The 16,583-nt window shown below is 46.2% G+C and carries 18 protein-coding genes; 13 read left to right on the top strand and 5 right to left on the bottom strand.

Annotated elements, in window-relative coordinates:
- Nucleotides 1-5: 5 nt before the first annotated feature.
- The 3 genes from CLV82_RS02910 to CLV82_RS02900 form a co-directional block, all read right to left on the bottom strand.
- Complete coding sequence (locus CLV82_RS02910) at nt 6-620, bottom strand: TetR/AcrR family transcriptional regulator (protein WP_133642796.1); 615 nt, start codon at nt 618-620, stop codon at nt 6-8.
- Between the two features lie 195 nt (nt 621-815).
- On the bottom strand, nt 816-1,871 hold the full coding sequence (arsS, locus tag CLV82_RS02905) for an arsenosugar biosynthesis radical SAM (seleno)protein ArsS (protein ID WP_133642795.1): 1,056 nt from the start codon (nt 1,869-1,871) through the stop codon (nt 816-818).
- A 40-nt stretch (nt 1,872-1,911) separates the two neighbouring features.
- The gene (locus tag CLV82_RS02900; RefSeq protein ID WP_133642794.1) at nt 1,912-2,247 is read right to left on the bottom strand and encodes an arsenosugar biosynthesis-associated peroxidase-like protein; all 336 of its coding nucleotides are present in this window, start codon (nt 2,245-2,247) and stop codon (nt 1,912-1,914) included.
- 551 nt (nt 2,248-2,798) lie between these two features.
- On the opposite strand from CLV82_RS02900, the gene CLV82_RS02895 reads away from it, so the two are divergent.
- The 4 genes from CLV82_RS02895 to CLV82_RS02880 are packed head-to-tail and all read left to right on the top strand — an operon-like array spanning nt 2,799 to nt 5,229.
- Complete coding sequence (locus tag CLV82_RS02895) at nt 2,799-3,725, top strand: DnaJ C-terminal domain-containing protein (protein ID WP_133642793.1); 927 nt, start codon at nt 2,799-2,801, stop codon at nt 3,723-3,725.
- A 12-nt stretch (nt 3,726-3,737) separates the two neighbouring features.
- Nucleotides 3,738-4,037, top strand: a complete 300-nt coding sequence (gene trxA, locus CLV82_RS02890) for a thioredoxin (protein ID WP_133642792.1) — start codon at nt 3,738-3,740, stop codon at nt 4,035-4,037.
- Nucleotides 4,038-4,039: 2 nt separating this feature from the next.
- A complete protein-coding gene (locus tag CLV82_RS02885) occupies nt 4,040-4,405 on the top strand; it encodes a hypothetical protein (RefSeq protein WP_133642791.1) in 366 nt (121 codons plus the stop codon).
- Nucleotides 4,405-5,229: a patatin-like phospholipase family protein gene (locus CLV82_RS02880; protein ID WP_133642790.1), complete on the top strand. Its 825-nt coding sequence runs from the start codon at nt 4,405-4,407 to the stop codon at nt 5,227-5,229. Before CLV82_RS02885 ends, CLV82_RS02880 begins: the two co-directional genes overlap by 1 nt.
- On the opposite strand, the gene CLV82_RS02875 is transcribed toward CLV82_RS02880, so the two are convergent.
- Both CLV82_RS02875 and CLV82_RS02870 read right to left on the bottom strand, forming a co-directional pair.
- Entirely contained in the window at nt 5,206-7,047 is a 1,842-nt protein-coding gene (locus CLV82_RS02875) for an SLC13 family permease (protein ID WP_133642789.1), read from the bottom strand. The two genes, CLV82_RS02880 and CLV82_RS02875, sit on opposite strands and share 24 nt — an antisense overlap.
- Nucleotides 7,048-7,293: 246 nt before the next feature.
- Complete coding sequence (locus CLV82_RS02870) at nt 7,294-8,343, bottom strand: ferredoxin--NADP reductase (protein ID WP_133642788.1); 1,050 nt, start codon at nt 8,341-8,343, stop codon at nt 7,294-7,296.
- 285 nt (nt 8,344-8,628) lie between these two features.
- On the opposite strand from CLV82_RS02870, the gene porW reads away from it, so the two are divergent.
- The 9 genes from porW (at nt 8,629) to atpA (ending at nt 16,527) form a co-directional block, all read left to right on the top strand.
- Nucleotides 8,629-11,187: a type IX secretion system periplasmic lipoprotein PorW/SprE gene (porW, locus tag CLV82_RS02865; protein ID WP_133642787.1), complete on the top strand. Its 2,559-nt coding sequence runs from the start codon at nt 8,629-8,631 to the stop codon at nt 11,185-11,187.
- A gap of 3 nt (nt 11,188-11,190) precedes the next feature.
- A complete protein-coding gene (locus CLV82_RS02860; protein WP_133642786.1) occupies nt 11,191-11,658 on the top strand; it encodes a bactofilin family protein in 468 nt (155 codons plus the stop codon).
- Nucleotides 11,636-11,869, top strand: coding sequence for an AtpZ/AtpI family protein (locus CLV82_RS02855; protein WP_133642785.1), 234 nt, complete (start codon nt 11,636-11,638; stop codon nt 11,867-11,869). The genes CLV82_RS02860 and CLV82_RS02855 overlap by 23 nt, the downstream gene beginning before the upstream one ends.
- Nucleotide 11,870: 1 nt before the next feature.
- Nucleotides 11,871-12,275, top strand: coding sequence for a DUF6168 family protein (locus CLV82_RS02850; RefSeq protein WP_133642784.1), 405 nt, complete (start codon nt 11,871-11,873; stop codon nt 12,273-12,275).
- 106 nt (nt 12,276-12,381) lie between these two features.
- The gene (gene atpB, locus CLV82_RS02845) at nt 12,382-13,509 is read left to right on the top strand and encodes a F0F1 ATP synthase subunit A (protein WP_133642783.1); all 1,128 of its coding nucleotides are present in this window, start codon (nt 12,382-12,384) and stop codon (nt 13,507-13,509) included.
- Nucleotides 13,510-13,576: 67 nt separating this feature from the next.
- Nucleotides 13,577-13,768, top strand: a complete 192-nt coding sequence (atpE, locus tag CLV82_RS02840) for an ATP synthase F0 subunit C (RefSeq protein ID WP_133642782.1) — start codon at nt 13,577-13,579, stop codon at nt 13,766-13,768.
- A gap of 81 nt (nt 13,769-13,849) precedes the next feature.
- Nucleotides 13,850-14,353, top strand: a complete 504-nt coding sequence (locus tag CLV82_RS02835) for a F0F1 ATP synthase subunit B (RefSeq protein ID WP_133642781.1) — start codon at nt 13,850-13,852, stop codon at nt 14,351-14,353.
- Nucleotides 14,354-14,357: 4 nt separating this feature from the next.
- The gene (gene atpH, locus CLV82_RS02830; protein ID WP_133642780.1) at nt 14,358-14,897 is read left to right on the top strand and encodes an ATP synthase F1 subunit delta; all 540 of its coding nucleotides are present in this window, start codon (nt 14,358-14,360) and stop codon (nt 14,895-14,897) included.
- 49 nt (nt 14,898-14,946) lie between these two features.
- Complete coding sequence (gene atpA, locus CLV82_RS02825; RefSeq protein ID WP_133642779.1) at nt 14,947-16,527, top strand: F0F1 ATP synthase subunit alpha; 1,581 nt, start codon at nt 14,947-14,949, stop codon at nt 16,525-16,527.
- Nucleotides 16,528-16,583 lie beyond the last annotated feature (56 nt).

The following is a 16,583-nucleotide window of genomic DNA, read 5'->3' as shown; positions in this document are numbered from 1 at the left end:
AGCGATCAGGCCATCTCTGTCTGGGCCAGGGTTTTGAAATACTGGCGCATTTGCTGTATATACTGGTATCTCAATGAACTGGCATTTCCTTCCACCATCATCGTTCTGATACCGGTATAAGAAGCTATCACGTAGGTCGCGACTCCTTCACTGTCTACATGCCTGGCGATGAACCCGTCCGATTTTCCTTTTTGCAGCAAGGAAACAAGGTTTACTTCCCAGATCTGGAAGATGTCTTTCAGGTACTTCATCACTTCCGGATTTTTTCCATTGAATTCCGCGATGAAATTGGTCAGCATAAAGCCTTGGTCAAACTGGTTGTGTTCTGCTGTTTCCAGGGAATCCTCCAGGGTTTTCAGGATAATATTCAATGGATCCTGCTGTCCCTCTATCGGTTCTATCATGTGGCTGTAGAACTTCTGTACCACCAGGTTCTGGATGATGCTTATAAAGAAATCTTCTTTGGATTCGAAGTGGTAATAAAAAGCGCCTTTGGAAAGGTTGAGCGCTTTCAGGATGTCATCAATACTGGTGTTAAAATACCCGTTCCGGTAGAATAGATCCAGTCCTGTGACTTGCATACGATGCATGGTAGCCATGCGTTTAAGTGTCTTGTCCATTTGATTTGGGATTTGGGTTCAAAACAGACCGTTAAGTCTATAACAAAGAACCCACGATCTGGTCGCAGCGAGAAGATTTTAGGATGTAGAGAAGCAAATATTCGTTCAATGGGAGGAAATCCGACCAAATGCAGGGAGGAGGCCTGAAGAGACCGACCACTTGGTCGGAAATATTATCCGACCAAGTGCATTTTGTCAGGCTACGCTTCCCTGGCAACTGCTCCCGGCACCGGCAGTACAGCCGTAACAATGCTGGGAAATGATGATATTCCGGTTGTTCAGGAGGTCTTCGTTATATTCAGAAATATGTTTCACTTTACTGTCAACCTTCAGCCCCAGCATCTGGTTAAAGTCGCAGTCATATAACCAGCCATCCCAACTGACAGAGATGGTGTTTGTACACATGACATTCTCAACGGCTGCCGGGTTATATGCTTCTACCAGTGAATACATATAGTCCTCGTAATTTTCCGAAGCCAGGAGATAATCCAGGAACCTGGCGATAGGCAGGTTCGTGATCGCGAACAGATTATGGAACTGTATCCCGAAATCTTCATCGAGGGCTTTTTTAAAATCTTTTTCCATCGCTTCCTGGTCACCGGGAAGGAATGCGCCCGAAGGATTGTAAACCAGGTCTAAACGCAAATCGCTGCCGGGCATACCATAACCAACTGCGTTGAGGTCTTTTAATGCCTGGATGGATTTGTCAAAAACTCCATCCCCCCGCTGTTTGTCCGTTTTGCCCCGGGTATAGTGAGGCATGGAGGAAACTACGTGTACATTGTGTTTTCTAAAGAATTCAGGGAGATCGTGATATTTCTTATTTGCCCGGATAATAGTAAGGTTAGATCTTACGATAAAATCCTTGATTCCTGCCTTAGAGGCCTCTTCCACGAACCAACGAAAATCCGGGTTCATCTCCGGGGCACCCCCGGTAAGATCAAGGGTATGAGCCCCCGTATTCCTGATCACTTCCAGGCATTGTTCCATGGTTTCCCGGGTCATGATCTCCTTCCGGTCCGGTCCTGCATCTACATGACAATGCTGGCAGACCTGGTTACACATGTATCCCACGTTGATCTGCAGTATCTCCAGTTTTTTTGGACGGAGCGGGAAATGGCCTGTTTTTGCAAGCTTATCTTTAAAATAAGGTAATCTTCCCTCTTTAAAAATACCCCCGTTAAGGATGTCCAGTTGCCGGTCTGTGGCAGCCAGTTCGTTGTGCCTGGCTTTCAGTGACTTGGTGGCCATAATCTTGATTTTTGTCCCGGCTGAAATTCCGGGCTCTTATTTACATTGATAATTTGTTGTATTTGTTCATCATCTGCACCCCGTGGACCAGGGTAGCCCCACTCTCTATGGCGGCTCCTGCATGAACCGCTTCCATCATCTCCTCCTTGGTAATTCCACGCTGCAGGCCATCCTTGGTATATGCGTCTATACAGTAAGGGCACTTTACCACGTGGGCAACAGCCAGTGCAATCAATGATTTCTCACGGGCAGATAACGCACCTTCTTCAAACACCTTGCTGTAATAATCAAAGAACTTTGTTCCCAGTTCTTCACTCCATTCGGTGATTTTTCCAAATTTTCTGAGATCCGCCGGATCGTAATATGAATTCGCCATAATATATCAGGTTTTGTAACTGTGGTTGCTCAATACCTACTCTGGTGGTAAGCCTGTAAACTTACGATAAAAACCATCAATAGGTTTGGTCGCAGACCGGACAAATTAATTACCAGTCATGCTTATTTTAACACCCTGCTGGTATATATACTATGATTTATCCCAATCCTGTAACGCGAGATTTGGACAGGTATACTACACTTTTCGGTACACTATTTGTTATTGACTTGCCCCTGAAATCATATTTTGCTATGAAGAAGATATTTTATGTTATCGCTGCCTGTTGTCTGCTGTACAGCGGTTACCTTTTCTATACCCTGGTCTCCCTGCTGGGATGAACCGTTGGTTGCCCGTAGCCCGGAATGATTTAAATCATGTAATACCCCATCGTAAACAGCGCTAATTTTTGTAATTTCAAGCGTAGATACCCTGTAGCGAGATAGTCACGACATAAGGGGAGAAGCTTTATAAAATGCGATAAAACATCCGTCAATTAAGGCAATATATATGGGATAAAGACCTGAAATTAGAGGGTGCTAACTGATACATCCATGGCGCACAAAGATTATTATCAAGAGCTGGGAGTAAGCAGGTCGGCCTCTGAGAAAGAGATAAAAAAGGCCTACCGCAAACTTGCAACGGAATATCATCCGGATAAGACCAAAGGAGATAAGGCAAAAGAAGAACGTTTTAAAGCCATATCTGAAGCTTACGGGGTGCTTGGAAACGCCGAGAAACGAAAGCAATACGATACCCTTGGATCAGACTGGGAACAATTCCAGCAATCAGGGAGTTCTTATGACGAATTCATGAAGATGCGTGAACAGCGCAGGCAATATCAGCAACAGTACAGCGGGCAGCACGCCCAGGGAGATCCTTTTGGCGGAGCTTATTCAGGAGGTGATTTCTCTGATATCTTCGAAAGTTTTTTCGGCGGTGGTGGCCGGCAAAGGGGAAGAACCTATGCGCGTCCCGGAGCAGATGTATCCGGGACAGTCAGTATCAGTTTAAACGAAGCCTATCACGGTACCCAGAGAATGCTCGATGTAGAGGGGAAATCCATAAAGTTAAAGATCAAACCCGGGGCCTATTCGGGGCTGCAGCTGAGAGCCAAAGGAAAGGGTCAGAAAGGTTCCCAGGGCCAGGCGGGTGATCTTTATGTAAACATCGATGTACAGGAGCACCCGGTTTATGAAAGACGTGGAGATGATCTCTATATGAATGTTGAGGTCGATCTTTTCAAGGCGCTGCTGGGAGGAAAACAGGAGATCCCAACCATCAGTGGTAAAGTGCAGATGAATCTTAAAGCCGGAACCCAGAATGGACAAACCCTGCGACTCAGAGGAAAAGGGATGCCGAAATATGGAAAAGCCGGTCAATACGGAGATCTTTTCGCCACCTTATCGGTTAAATTGCCCCAAAACCTGACCGAAGAACAAAGATCGATCCTCGAAAAACTGAGAAATACGTTCGACTAAAACTGATGAATAATGAAAGGGAATTTTAACACCTTGGTAAATTCGGAACAACCGGTGCTGGTTGATTTCTATGCTGACTGGTGCGGACCTTGTAAAATGCTGGCTCCAATATTACAGGACGTTGCGAAAGAAATGGCCGGAAAGGCAAGGATCCTTAAGATCGATGTGGATAAAAACCAGGAGCTGGCTTCGCGGTTCCAGGTCAGGGGAGTCCCTACCATGATCCTCTTCAGGAGAGGAGAAATATTGTGGAGAACATCGGGTGTCCTGGATAAGAAAGCGATAGTGGATAAAATTAATAACGCTATGTAACTATGAAGATCATCACTCAATACGATCTTAGGAAAATGGCTATACTCGATGCTTTCGAGGAGGCGCTGGATTACAGTGGGCTCACCTACAGTACCAACCAGCTCAGGCGCTATGGTTTTGAGGATGAAGAGGAGATCAACCTCGCGCTCAGGAGAGCCCTTACGGTTTGTAAGAGCCTGGGAATTGACAGCAAGAAACACTTCCGGTATTACTACAAAGTAGACCTGCTGGAACACCAGACTACACGGGAATGGAGGGTTTCTAAGCTAGGGTTTTACCTGATCCTTTCCAATGGTTCCCCGGACAACCCATTTGTCGGGGCATTCCAGATGGAAATGTTACGCGATATTATAGAGCGGATGGAATAATGAGGAAGGAACAAAATGCATTGACACTGGAGAATTTGAAATGTAAAAAGGTGGGGCTGGTGCTTTCCGGCGGGGGAGTGCGCGGGCTTGCCCACGTGGGCCTTCTAAAAGCGCTGGACGAGTACGGCATATCCGTAGATATGATATCAGGAACCAGTGCAGGAGCCCTGGTTGGGGCCTTATATGCCGCTGGCAAAGACAATGATACCATTCGGAATTTTTTTAAGAGTACTTCCCTGTTCAGTTACCATTACCTGACCATTCAGAAACCTGGATTATTAGATACCGATAGGTATTATAAAGTGTTCAGAACTTTTTTCCCCCAGGATACATTTGAATCCCTGGAGAAAGAACTTTTCGTCACCACTACCAACCTGCAAAAGGGAACTGCCGAGGTTTTCTCAAGCGGACCGCTGATCCAGGCCCTACTGGCTTCTGCAGCACTTCCACCGGTATTCAGCCCGGTCCAGATCGGGGAGTACTTATATGCCGACGGAGGCATCATGAATAATTTCCCATTAGAACCTTTATCATCCTGCGACTACCTCATCGGGAGTAATGTGACTAAAATCCGGGAGCTGGATAAAAAAGAGATCAGCTCTTCCCTCCAGTTGGCGAACAGGACAACTGCTTTAATGATCTACGCCATCAACCATAAGAAAATGAAGCGTTGTGACCTGCTGTTTGAACCTGAAAGCCTGGATAAGATAGGAGTTCTTGACCGGAAAGGCCTTGAGCTTGCTTTCAGCATAGGCTACGAACATGCGATCTCTGTACTTGAAGAAAGTCTGTCGATATCCTCAGGGAATCATCGTATTCAGTAAAAAACTACCCACCAGCCAGAGTAAGAGCGATATAATTCCACCGAGGATCAAGAAGTGCCTGAAGTTATAATGCCCCATACTATAGATCAGCGCGTTGGTCTGGTACCCCACAGGGGTGAAGAAGCTGAAATTGGAAGCGAACATGACCGCCAGCACGTAGGGCTTAATAGGGAGGTCCATCCCGGAGGCCAGGGATATTGCTATCGGGGTCATTATGATAGCTGTGGCATTGTTAGAAACCACCCCACTGATGAGCATGGTGACCAGGAATAGCAACCCGATGGAAACGAGGGAATCCTGCCCATGCATAAGCCCGAGAAGTTTTCCCGTGATCCAGTCATCGGCACCGGTGTTGTGCATCGCAACCCCCAGCGGAATCATTCCGGCGAGGAGAATAATAACTGACCAGTTGATCTTTTTATATACATTCTCCAGGGTGATACAATTAGTCAACAAGAGGGCCAGGCAGCCCGTAATTGCGCTGCTCAGGATATGGAGGACCCCACTGGCCGCAAGAAGTACCACCCCTCCCAGGATAGCCAGGCTCAACCAGCGCTTGTAGCCGGAGTGCAGGGGTGGCTCATACTGCTGCAGGATGGCGATATTGTCAAATACTTCAAGATCATTAATCTTTTCCTTTTCGATCTCCACCAGGATGCGATCCCCCACACGTAAGTAGGTCGGGTTAACATTATAGCGTAACAACCTGTCTGTACGGAATACCCTGCGCTGTCTTCGTTTTATAGCAATTGGCGTGGCAATATTGGCGAGGATGGTTCGCACCTCTTTCAGGGTTTTCTCGAGGAACCGTGCCCCGGGAAGCATCATGATCTCTACCAGGAGGATCTCCCCCGGTTCCACGGAGGTTTTATCCTTATCGGCCTTCCCCACCTGTTTGATCTTTGTCGTGCTTCCTTCCATGACCACCTCTTCCTCCGGGGCTATCAGGAAATCCTTACTGTTCTTTAACCGCATAAGGTGCGCAAGGTCACAGGATAGTTTTATGCGGTCCCCTGGTTGCAATCTGATATTCCCTGCCAGTATATTCTTATCACGGCCTTTCCGGCTGAGCTTTAGCAGGGTAAGGTGATCTTCATCTTTAAAAGGGGTATCCCGTATTGCCTGGCCAACAAGGGCCGAATCTGGAGCGATCTCCAGGGTGAGGATGTAATTATCAAGGTCGTACTGGTCCTCCAGGTTCTTATCCGTCGATGCAGGAAGTACCTTATGGAGTACGGTGATCACCACGATGGCAATGACGAGGAAGATGATGCCCATCCAGGAAAATTCGAAGAAGCCGATCCGCTCCTCGGTACGGGTGATATAGAGAGAGTTCACGATGAGGTTGGTCGAGGTTCCCATCAGGGTACAGCTCCCGCCCAGGATGCTGGAAAAGGAAATTGGCAATAATAACCTGCTTTCTGAAATCTGGTACTTTTCCGAAAGTTCGGTGATGATCTTGATAAAAACGATCACCACTGCAGTAGAACTGATAAATGCAGAAATACTCCCGGTAATCAGCATAAACAGGGGGATTATAAAGTAGATCGGCCAGTTCTTTACCCGCTTTAAGCCGTTAGCCATCCAGGTGATGACCCCGTTTTGCTCCAGGGCTACAGCTATGATCATCAGGCATAGTATAGTGATGGTGGCCCTGTTGGAAAAGCCGCTTATCGCTTCATCCGGTGTGACTAGTCCCAGTAGCAGCAAAGTTCCGATAAGACAAAAGGAAATTTTGTCTACTGGAAACACCTCAAAGGCGAAGAGGATAATGATCCCTAGGATGATTATGAAGATCAGTGCTATTTCAAGGCTCATGTGACGGCCAATAAGAGTTTCCTATAAATTTAAGAGGAAAAATGAATCCACGAACTATAATAACTAACCCATGCGTGTAAACCGACTTATTGGTCTGTTCCAGTAACTCCGGTGTAAATATACAATCAGTAATTTTCGGCCCAGCTGCCCCAATCCCGGGTAAAGAGCAAAAAAAAGGCCGGTTTCCCTGTTTTTTCCAGGAGAACCGACCAGCTGGTCTGTAATAAAAGCTATAGTAGTTTACTGTTATACGTCGTCGTAATCTATTTTAAGCACCTGGCTTGTCGGGTGTGCCTGGCAGGTCAGGATATAACCATCAGCGATCTCCCCGTCGGTAAGGATCTGGTTCTTTACCATCTCTGCAGAGCCTTCGGTTACCTTGGCAATACACGTACTGCAAACTCCACCCTGGCAGGAATAAGGAGCATCGATGTTCTCTTTGAGAACCGCATCCAGAACCTTGGTATTCTTATCCATTTCCAACTCAAATTCCTCGTCATCCAATACGACAGACAGCTTGGTTTTACCATCTACTTTTTCTGGCATTTCATCACTGATCTCGGTAGTCGTGAAGAGCTCAAAATGGATCTTGTGTTCCTCGATCTCCTTTTCGGTAAGGATCTCTGTGACCAGGTTGATCATCGGTTCCGGGCCGCAGATGTAATAGTCGTCAAAATCCGTATCCTTGTGCTTGTTATTTAAGACGTAGTTCACATTGGCGGTGTCTATCCGGCCGAAAAGGGAATCTTCTTCCCTGGTTTCGGTCAGGGTGAAATACAGGAAGAAACGATCCGGGTACTCGAGTTGAAGTTTTACCAGGTCTGTATAGAACATGGTATCCTTGTACGATTTATTCCCAAAAAGTAATACCATCGTATTCCTGGGGTTGCTTTCAAGGACAGAGCGGGCAATACTCATAATGGGAGTGATACCGCTGCCCGCAGCAAAGGCCATAATATTTTTTGGTTCTGCACCTGGTTTAAAAATGAACCTACCCTGGGGAGGTAGTACCTCCAGGACATCTCCTGCTTTGATCTTTTGATTCGCATAAGCAGAAAAACCTCCTTTATCCACTTGCTTTACTCCAATGGTAAGCGTGTCCTTCTTGGGGGAAGAACTAATAGAATAAGGTCTTCTCAGCTCTTTCCCACGTATTTCTTTCTTGATGGTAATATATTGCCCGGCGGTAAAATTGAAGGTCTGCACCAGTTCCTTGGGCACACCAAAGGTTATCGCGACAGAATCTGGAGTCAGGCTTTTTACCTGCGTCACTTCTAAAGGATGAAAATCAACCATTTTCTCAAATTTCTTGCAAAACTAAGAAAAGCTGGAACTATTATTAATGACTAAAGACTAAAAAATAGCTTAAAATGCAGGCATATGTATAACCTTAAGAATACTCAGTGTCAAAAAGTTCACGTCACCACTCCTCATTAAGGTTTCATGGTATTTTAAGTATCGATATGACCTGGGCCCACATTGCATCCGCTTTTTTAGCTGTACTAAAGCAAGAATTACAGTAGTACTGGTATAATAAAGAGACGTATTTTAAGTTAAGATTACGAACAGATACCTTACGATTTGAAGCTTCGTTACCAGTTTATATTTTACATCGCATTAGGGGCAATACTTTTCCATGCCTGTTCTACGAAGAAAGATGCCTTTGTCAACCGCAACTGGCACGCCCTGAATACCAAGTACAATACCTTGTATAACGGAGGTATTGCCTTTGAGAAAGGAAGGGAAACCCTAAATGAGGCTTACCGGGATAATTACTGGGAGATACTCCCGGTAGAACGGATGGAGGTCACTGAAGAGATCAAGCTCGACTCCGAGGACAATAATCCAAATTTCGTAATCGCTGAGGAAAAGGCTACAAAAGCGATCCAGAAACACAGTATGGAGATCGGGGGAATCGAAAGAAACCCGCAGACCGATGAAGCATTTTTATTGCTGGGAAAAGCCAGGTATTTTGACCAGCGGTATATCCCCGCTCTGGAAGCATTCAATTATATCCTGAGAAAGTATACCGAAAGCGATAAGCTGAACGAGGCCACGATATGGAGGGAGAAAACAAATATCAGGCTCGAGAACGAGGAACTGGCTCTCAGGAACCTTAAGCGGTTATTGAAATACGAATCTCTCAGGGACCAGGAATATGCTGACGCCAGGGCAATGATGGCCCAGGCCTACATCAACCTGAATATCCCGGACACAGCCATCCAACAGCTGAAGATCGCAGCTGCGTATACCGGGAAAAAGCCGGAGAAAGGCAGATACTATTATATTATTGGTCAATTGTATGATCAACTCGGTTACAGGGATAGTGCCAATTACGCCTTTAACAAAGTTATTGACCTTAAGCGCAGTTCCCCCAGGATCTATTATGTCAATGCCCAGTTGCAACAGATAGAGAATACGGAAACCAGTCCGGGGAACCGTGAAGAATTGCTGGAGCAGTTAACCCGGATGGAGGAGAACCGGGAAAACAGGCCATATTTGGGGAAGATATTTCACCGGCTTGGGGAATACCACATGGCTTACGGACAAGACAGCCTGGCCATTGCTTATTACAACAGGTCGCTCAGGGATATCAATGGGAGTTCACAATTAAATGCCCTGAATTATGAGCGCCTGGCTGAATATCATTTTGATAAGAGTCAATACCCCCTCGCAGGGGCTTATTATGACAGTGTGCTGACAAACCTTCCGGAAAACACCAAGAAATTCAGGGCCTTCAGGAAAAAAAGAGAAAACCTTCAAGAGGTGGTCAGTTACGAGGCCCAGGTGGCCTATGCAGACAGCGTGATAGGGTTGTACAATATGAGCCTCGATGACCGGCTGGCATATTTCGGCACCCATATTGCCGGGTTAAAAGCAGCAGCAGAAGCCCGGGAAAAAGAAGAAAGCCAGAAACAGGCAGCAGGTTTTGCGCAATTCGGGAGTACCAAAGGAGGTAAGGAAAACCAGGGAAAATTTTATTTCTATAATATCACTTCTTTAGGCTACGGCAAAAACGAGTTCAGGAATAAGTGGGGAGATAGGGAACTGGAAGATAACTGGAGGTGGAGTAATAAGAACAAAGTATTGGGCAGTGATGATGCCGCAGATATAAGCCAGGCAGACCAACCGGGTGCAGGGGAGATCATTCCTGAAGAACAGCTCTATTCGCTGGATTATTATATGGACAGGGTGCCAAGGGATCCGGCAGTCATAGACAGTCTTGAAAGAGAACGCAATTTCGCCAATTACCAGTTAGGTCTGATCTACAAGGAGAAGTTCGGTGAATTTATGCTGGCTGCAGCAAAATTGGAAAAAGTTCTCAATAGTTCGCCGGAGGATAGGCTCGTATTGCCTTCTAAGTACAACCTGTATAAGATCTACGAACAGACTTCCCCGGCACTCGCCGAGGCGATGAAACAACGGATCATTTCAGAGCATCCGGCCTCCCGCTATGCAGAATTGCTCCTGAACCCCCGTGCTATTCTTGTAGGAGACAAGGACAGCCCCGAAGCGAGATATACAGCTTTGTACGAGCTTTTTGAGCAACAGGAATACCTGAGGACTATCACCGGCGCAGAGGAAAATATAAACCAATACACCGGAGAACCCATCGTAGCTAAATTTGAGTTACTAAAGGCAAACGCTATTGGGCGTTTACAGGGATTTGAACAATTCAAGGAAGCCCTGAACTATGTTGCACTGAATTACCCTAATTTACCGGAGGGCAGGAAAGCCCAGGAAATAGTGGCGGAGCAATTGCCAAAACTGGAACCGCGCGAATTTACCAGCGAGGATATTCCCGGGGGACAGGGGAACTGGAAGGTGGTATTCCCGTTCAGGAGAAGCAAACACGCTACAGCGCTCGAATTAAAAGGGCGACTGGAGAATTCTATAAAAGAACTAAACTATAGTAATAAGGTCTCCATGGATATCTACGACCTGGAGAAAGAATTTGTGGTGGTTCATGGGTTTAAATCGCGCGATTTTGCCCTGGGTTATGTTGAACTTTTAAAAATCAACAGGGATTACCGTATTGATTTTGAGAATTTTGTAATTTTGTCCGATAATTATAAAACCATCCAAGTACATAAGAATCTGGCTGACTACCAGCAATTTATTTCAACCCCAAAACCTTAATCCATGTTTTCAGACAACAAAAAACCCAGAGCTATGAACGAAACAGGCGCACAACCCAACCGAATAGGGAGGAATACCAAGATAAAAGGAGACATCATCTCCGAGGCCGATTTCCGTATTGACGGGAAACTGGATGGGAATGTAAAAACTTCCGGGAAAGTAGTTATCGGGAAAGATGGATATATCCATGGGAAAGTAGAATGTGTTAACGCAGATATTGAAGGCAACTTCAATGGAGAATTATTGGTTTCAGAACTGCTTACCCTGAAATCCTCTGCGGTAATAGAGGGCACTGTTTCCGTGGCTAAACTTGCAGTGGAACCCGGCGCTACCTTCAATGCCAATTGTAATATGAAAGGAAAAGGTGAAGGGAACCTGAAGTCCGGGTCGGATCAGAACCCCGCAAAATCTACCACCTCATTTAAAGCTCCGCTAAGGGGCAACAGCAATGAAGCAGCCAAAACAACCTGAAAAGAAAAATAGTACCCTCAAAAACGTTGCCCTGTTATCGGGGATCGCTGCTGAGATGGGTATTCTCATCTACCTCGGTGCCAAAGGAGGTAAATGGCTGGACACCCACTATGAGAATGAAAAAAAGATATTCACACTGATCGGCACCTTGCTGGGCCTCGCTATGGCGCTCTGGGTTGTCCTCAGGCAGATCAAAAGAATCAAGTACTGATATGGGCAATAAACATGTCCTGGCAATTTTCCTGTCAGGCGCTATCCTCGTAATGGGGCTGGCCTTTGCTATTCACCTTTTTATTTTATCCCGAATTGGGCTTCCGCTTTTTGATAATATGATCTCGCTATGCTATGTGGTCAACCTGGCACTGGCATTCATCATATTCTTTGCTTTATACAGGCTGAGGTATAAGCTGAGTTCCCAGATAGGTTTCCTTTTTATGGGAGGAAGCCTGTTAAAATTCCTCGTATTCTTCCTGCTATTTTACCCGGCATACCTGGCAGACGGTGACATGTCCCGGCCCGAATTTGCTGCGTTTTTCATCCCTTACGTGATCAGCCTGGTATGGGAAACAGTATGGGTTGCCAGGATACTTCGCAATATGGAAAACGAGAAGAGCTAAGCCCACTGTCATTCACCTGCTTAAAATAAAGCTAAAATGCTTTTCCCTTTTTGAGAGAATAGCTTACATTTGCACGGATTTTTAGGGACCTATACGTAAGGGCATTATGCGAAATACATTACTGAGTAAATTTCTTATTGTTTCCGCACTTTTGATGAGCTTCACGAGCTTTGCGAAAGATGCAAAAGAAGCTGGGGAAGCACCTGAAAAAGACAAGAAGACAGAGATCAAAGAGTACATTGAGCATCACTTGAAGGATTCTCACTCTTTCTCTTTATTTTCTTACACAAAGGATAACGGGGAGCATGTTTATGTTGATATCCCGTTACCTGTAATAATCTGGGATGAGGGTCTGAAGGTATTTTCTTCTTCCAAATTCCACCACGGGGAAACAGTGGCCGAGGTAGACGGCTCTTACTACAAGCTGTACCATAATAAGATCTACGAGACCAATGCCGATGGGGAGATCCGCTACGGCGATGATCACAAGGTGATGAACGACAAGCCTCTTGATCTCTCTATTACCAAGAACGTAGTGATGATCTTTATCACGGGTCTGCTGATCCTTTGGATGTTCAGCAGTCTTGCGAGGTCTTATGCGAAAAATAATAACATGCCGAAGGGGATATGGCGCTTTATGGAGCCTATCGTACTATATATCAGGGATGAGATCGCCAGGCCAAACATTGGGGAGAAGCGTTACCGCAAATACATGCCCTTCCTGCTGACCATTTTCTTTTTCATCTGGTTCCTTAATATATTCGGGTTGACTCCGCTGGGAGTAAATGTCACCGGGAACATTGCTATAACATTCGCTCTTGCACTGATGACCTTCCTGATCACCTCTTTTACAGGTACTAAAACATATTGGAAGCACCTTTTTGATCCATTAGGGGACACTATGCCCTGGATCGCAAAGATTCCGTTGTACATAATTCTTGTTCCTATCGAATTACTGGGAACCATAGTAAAACCTTTTTCACTGCTGATCCGTCTATATGCAAACATGACTGCAGGACACATCGTACTGATGAGCCTGATCGGACTTATGTTTATATTCAAAAGCTGGATCGGAAGCCCGTTATCCTTTGCACTGGCATTTGCCATATCCCTGATAGAGGTATTGGTGGCCCTGCTGCAGGCATATATCTTTACGATGCTGTCTGCCCTATATTTCGGGTTTGCCTCGGAAGAACATCACGAGGAGCACGAAGGAGAAATCGCTCATTTATAATGGGTGTCTGCTGCCCGCCGGCAGTAGTAGTAAGTTGAATTTTTTTAATTTTTAAACTATATACATTATGGAAATTCCAATTATGGTAGGTGCAGGTTTAGTAGTTATCGGAGCCGGTTTCGGTATCGGTAAGATCGGTAGCTCTGCAATGGAGGCGATCGCTCGCCAGCCTGAGGCTTACGGAAAAATTCAAACAGCGATGCTGATTGCAGCGGCGCTTATTGAAGGAATCGGTTTCGCTGCCCTGTTTGCAGTATAAGCCAAAAAAATGAGGCAATTGGCCATAACGGTTGGTTGTGGCCTTGCCTTTTTAAAAATTAAAAGCATAAAATAAAGACATATGGAAAAGCTATTATCCGATTTTTCGTTAGGCCTGTTCGTCTGGATGACCGTATTGTTCCTCATCTTACTGGGGTTACTCAGAAAGTTTGCCTGGGGACCTATACTCAACGCGGTGAATGATCGCGAGGAAGGTATAAGGAGTGCACTGGCTGCAGCAGAGGATGCCAAGAGAGAAATGCAGAATGTTACTGCAGACAGCGAGAGGTTACTTAAAGAGGCAAGAGCAGAGCGCGAATCTATGTTGAAAGAGGCCCGTGAGATCAAGGAAAAAATAGTTTCCGATGCCCGTGACCTGGCTAAGGTAGAAGGCGATAAAATGATCAAACAGGCGCAACTTACTATTGAAAGTGAGAAAAAGGCGGCCGTGGCAGATATCAAGAACCAGGTTGCTGAGCTTTCTGTTGCTATTGCTGAAAAAGTGCTTAAAGAAAAATTATCTGAAAACAAGAAGCAACTGGAACTGGTTGACTCTTTGTTGGGGGATATAAAAATGAACGCCTAAGCTCATGAACGATTCCAGAGCCGCAATAAGATATGCCAGGGCGATCCTGGACCTTGCCCTTGAGAAAAAGGTTGCCGATGCTGTTGAGCAGGATATGCAACAGATCGTACAAACCGTTTCTTCGAATAAAGAGGTGGAGGATATGCTGGGGAACCCGGTAATAAAAGGATCGGATAAGAAAGAAGCCCTGACCGCGCTTTTCAAAGGTATCAACCCGATGACCGAAGGTGTGCTTAGCATGCTGGTCGATAACAAGAGGATTGGAATGCTGAGAGAAGTGGCATTTAAATACCTGGTACTGTACAGGGAGAAAAAGGGAGAAGAGGAAGCTGTGATCACTACGGCCGTTCCTATGACCCCGGAAATCGAAAAGAAGGCCCTGAAGCAGATCGCTTCCATGACAGAGAACAAAGTTACCCTGACCAATAAAGTAGATGAGGAGATCCTTGGTGGATTTGTCCTCAGGATCGGGGATATGCAGTACGATGCCAGCATCGCGACGCAATTGAATAATATTAAAAGAGAATTTACGAATAGTCTATAACCTATAGTATACCGGCCTGTGCCGGCTTACTGTATTTATCTAATAGAAAATGGCAGGAGTAAAAGCCGCTGAAGTATCAGCAATTTTAAAGAAGCAATTATCAGGATTCGAAGCTAGCGCTTCCCTGGATGAAGTAGGAACTGTATTGCAGGTTGGTGATGGTATCGCCAGGGTTTACGGTCTTTCAAATGCCCAGTACGGCGAGCTTGTTGAGTTCGAAGGGGGTCTTGAAGGAATTGTACTTAACCTGGAAGAGGACAACGTTGGTGTGGTACTCTTAGGACCATCTAAGGAAGTCGGAGAAGGGGCCACTGTAAAACGTACCCAACGAATCGCTTCTATCAAGGTAGGAGAAGGTATCGTAGGCCGTGTTGTGGATACCTTGGGTAACCCCATCGACGGAAAAGGTCCTATCTCAGGTGATACTTATGAAATGCCCCTGGAGCGTAAAGCCCCCGGAGTTATTTTCAGGCAGCCGGTTAACGAGCCACTGCAGACCGGAATCAAGGCGATCGATGCCATGATCCCGATCGGTAGGGGACAGCGTGAGCTGGTGATCGGTGACCGCCAGACCGGTAAGACTACGGTTTGTATCGATACCATCCTGAACCAGAAAGAATTTTACGATGCCGGTGAGCCTGTATACTGTATCTATGTTGCCATAGGTCAGAAGGCCTCTACGGTTGCGGCTATTGCGAAGACTTTAGAAGATAAAGGAGCTTTGGCCTATACGACTATCGTAGCAGCTAATGCATCAGACCCTGCACCTATGCAGGTATATGCTCCTTTTGCCGGAGCAGCTATCGGGGAATATTTCCGCGATACCGGTCGTCCTGCACTGATCATCTATGATGACCTGTCTAAGCAGGCGGTTGCTTACCGTGAGGTATCCCTGCTACTCAGACGTCCACCGGGACGTGAGGCATACCCCGGTGACGTATTCTTCCTGCACTCGCGTTTGCTCGAGCGTGCAGCGAAGGTGATCAATGATGACGCCATTGCGAAGAATATGAACGATCTTCCGGATGTATTGAAGCCCATGGTAAAAGGTGGCGGTTCGCTTACAGCGCTTCCGATCATCGAGACCCAGGCAGGTGACGTTTCTGCTTATATCCCAACTAACGTGATCTCTATTACTGACGGACAGATCTTCCTGGAGCAGGATCTCTTTAACCAAGGGGTTCGTCCGGCGATCAACGTGGGAATCTCAGTATCCCGTGTAGGTGGATCGGCACAGATCAAATCGATGAAGAAGGTAGCTGGTACCCTGAAGCTTGACCAGGCGCAGTTCCGTGAACTGGAGGCTTTTGCCAAGTTTGGTTCTGATCTTGATGCAGCGACCCTGAACGTTATCGAAAAAGGACGTAGGAACGTTGAGATCCTGAAGCAGGCACAGAATGATCCTTTCACTGTAGAAGACCAGGTGGCTATTATCTATGCCGGGTCTAAGAACCTGCTGCGCGATGTGCCGGTAGAGAAAGTGAAGGAATTTGAAAGAGACTTCCTGCAGTTCCTGAATGCCAAGCACAGGGATACCCTGGATCAGCTGAAGGCCGGGAAACTGACGGATGAGATTACCGACACCCTCAGAGAGGTCGCAAAAGAACTTTCTGCTAAATATAGAAACTAGTAAGAGCCGGGAGAACCTTCCGGTGTGGTGGTAACTACACCGGCCAGCCTCCCACA

The organism is Zeaxanthinibacter enoshimensis (assembly GCF_004362865.1).
Classification (GTDB): Bacteria; Bacteroidota; Bacteroidia; order Flavobacteriales; family Flavobacteriaceae; genus Zeaxanthinibacter; species Zeaxanthinibacter enoshimensis.
Note: the sequence above shows the minus strand (reverse complement) of the source record. Positions and strands in the feature narration are given on the sequence as shown.

Excerpts from the sequence above, each read along its gene's own strand:
- CLV82_RS02910 (WP_133642796.1), bottom strand. The coding sequence starts at position 620 with ATGGACAAGACACTTAAACGCATGGCTACCATGCATCGTATGCAAGTC.
- arsS (WP_133642795.1), bottom strand. The coding sequence starts at position 1,871 with ATGGCCACCAAGTCACTGAAAGCCAGGCACAACGAACTGGCTGCCACA.
- CLV82_RS02900 (WP_133642794.1), bottom strand. The coding sequence starts at position 2,247 with ATGGCGAATTCATATTACGATCCGGCGGATCTCAGAAAATTTGGAAAA.
- CLV82_RS02895 (WP_133642793.1), top strand. The coding sequence starts at position 2,799 with ATGGCGCACAAAGATTATTATCAAGAGCTGGGAGTAAGCAGGTCGGCC.
- trxA (WP_133642792.1), top strand. The coding sequence starts at position 3,738 with ATGAAAGGGAATTTTAACACCTTGGTAAATTCGGAACAACCGGTGCTG.
- CLV82_RS02885 (WP_133642791.1), top strand. The coding sequence starts at position 4,040 with ATGAAGATCATCACTCAATACGATCTTAGGAAAATGGCTATACTCGAT.
- CLV82_RS02880 (WP_133642790.1), top strand. The coding sequence starts at position 4,405 with ATGAGGAAGGAACAAAATGCATTGACACTGGAGAATTTGAAATGTAAA.
- CLV82_RS02875 (WP_133642789.1), bottom strand. The coding sequence starts at position 7,047 with ATGAGCCTTGAAATAGCACTGATCTTCATAATCATCCTAGGGATCATT.
- CLV82_RS02870 (WP_133642788.1), bottom strand. The coding sequence starts at position 8,343 with ATGGTTGATTTTCATCCTTTAGAAGTGACGCAGGTAAAAAGCCTGACT.
- CLV82_RS02860 (WP_133642786.1), top strand. The coding sequence starts at position 11,191 with ATGTTTTCAGACAACAAAAAACCCAGAGCTATGAACGAAACAGGCGCA.
- CLV82_RS02855 (WP_133642785.1), top strand. The coding sequence starts at position 11,636 with ATGAAGCAGCCAAAACAACCTGAAAAGAAAAATAGTACCCTCAAAAAC.
- CLV82_RS02850 (WP_133642784.1), top strand. The coding sequence starts at position 11,871 with ATGGGCAATAAACATGTCCTGGCAATTTTCCTGTCAGGCGCTATCCTC.
- atpB (WP_133642783.1), top strand. The coding sequence starts at position 12,382 with ATGCGAAATACATTACTGAGTAAATTTCTTATTGTTTCCGCACTTTTG.
- atpE (WP_133642782.1), top strand. The coding sequence starts at position 13,577 with ATGGAAATTCCAATTATGGTAGGTGCAGGTTTAGTAGTTATCGGAGCC.
- CLV82_RS02835 (WP_133642781.1), top strand. The coding sequence starts at position 13,850 with ATGGAAAAGCTATTATCCGATTTTTCGTTAGGCCTGTTCGTCTGGATG.
- atpH (WP_133642780.1), top strand. The coding sequence starts at position 14,358 with ATGAACGATTCCAGAGCCGCAATAAGATATGCCAGGGCGATCCTGGAC.
- atpA (WP_133642779.1), top strand. The coding sequence starts at position 14,947 with ATGGCAGGAGTAAAAGCCGCTGAAGTATCAGCAATTTTAAAGAAGCAA.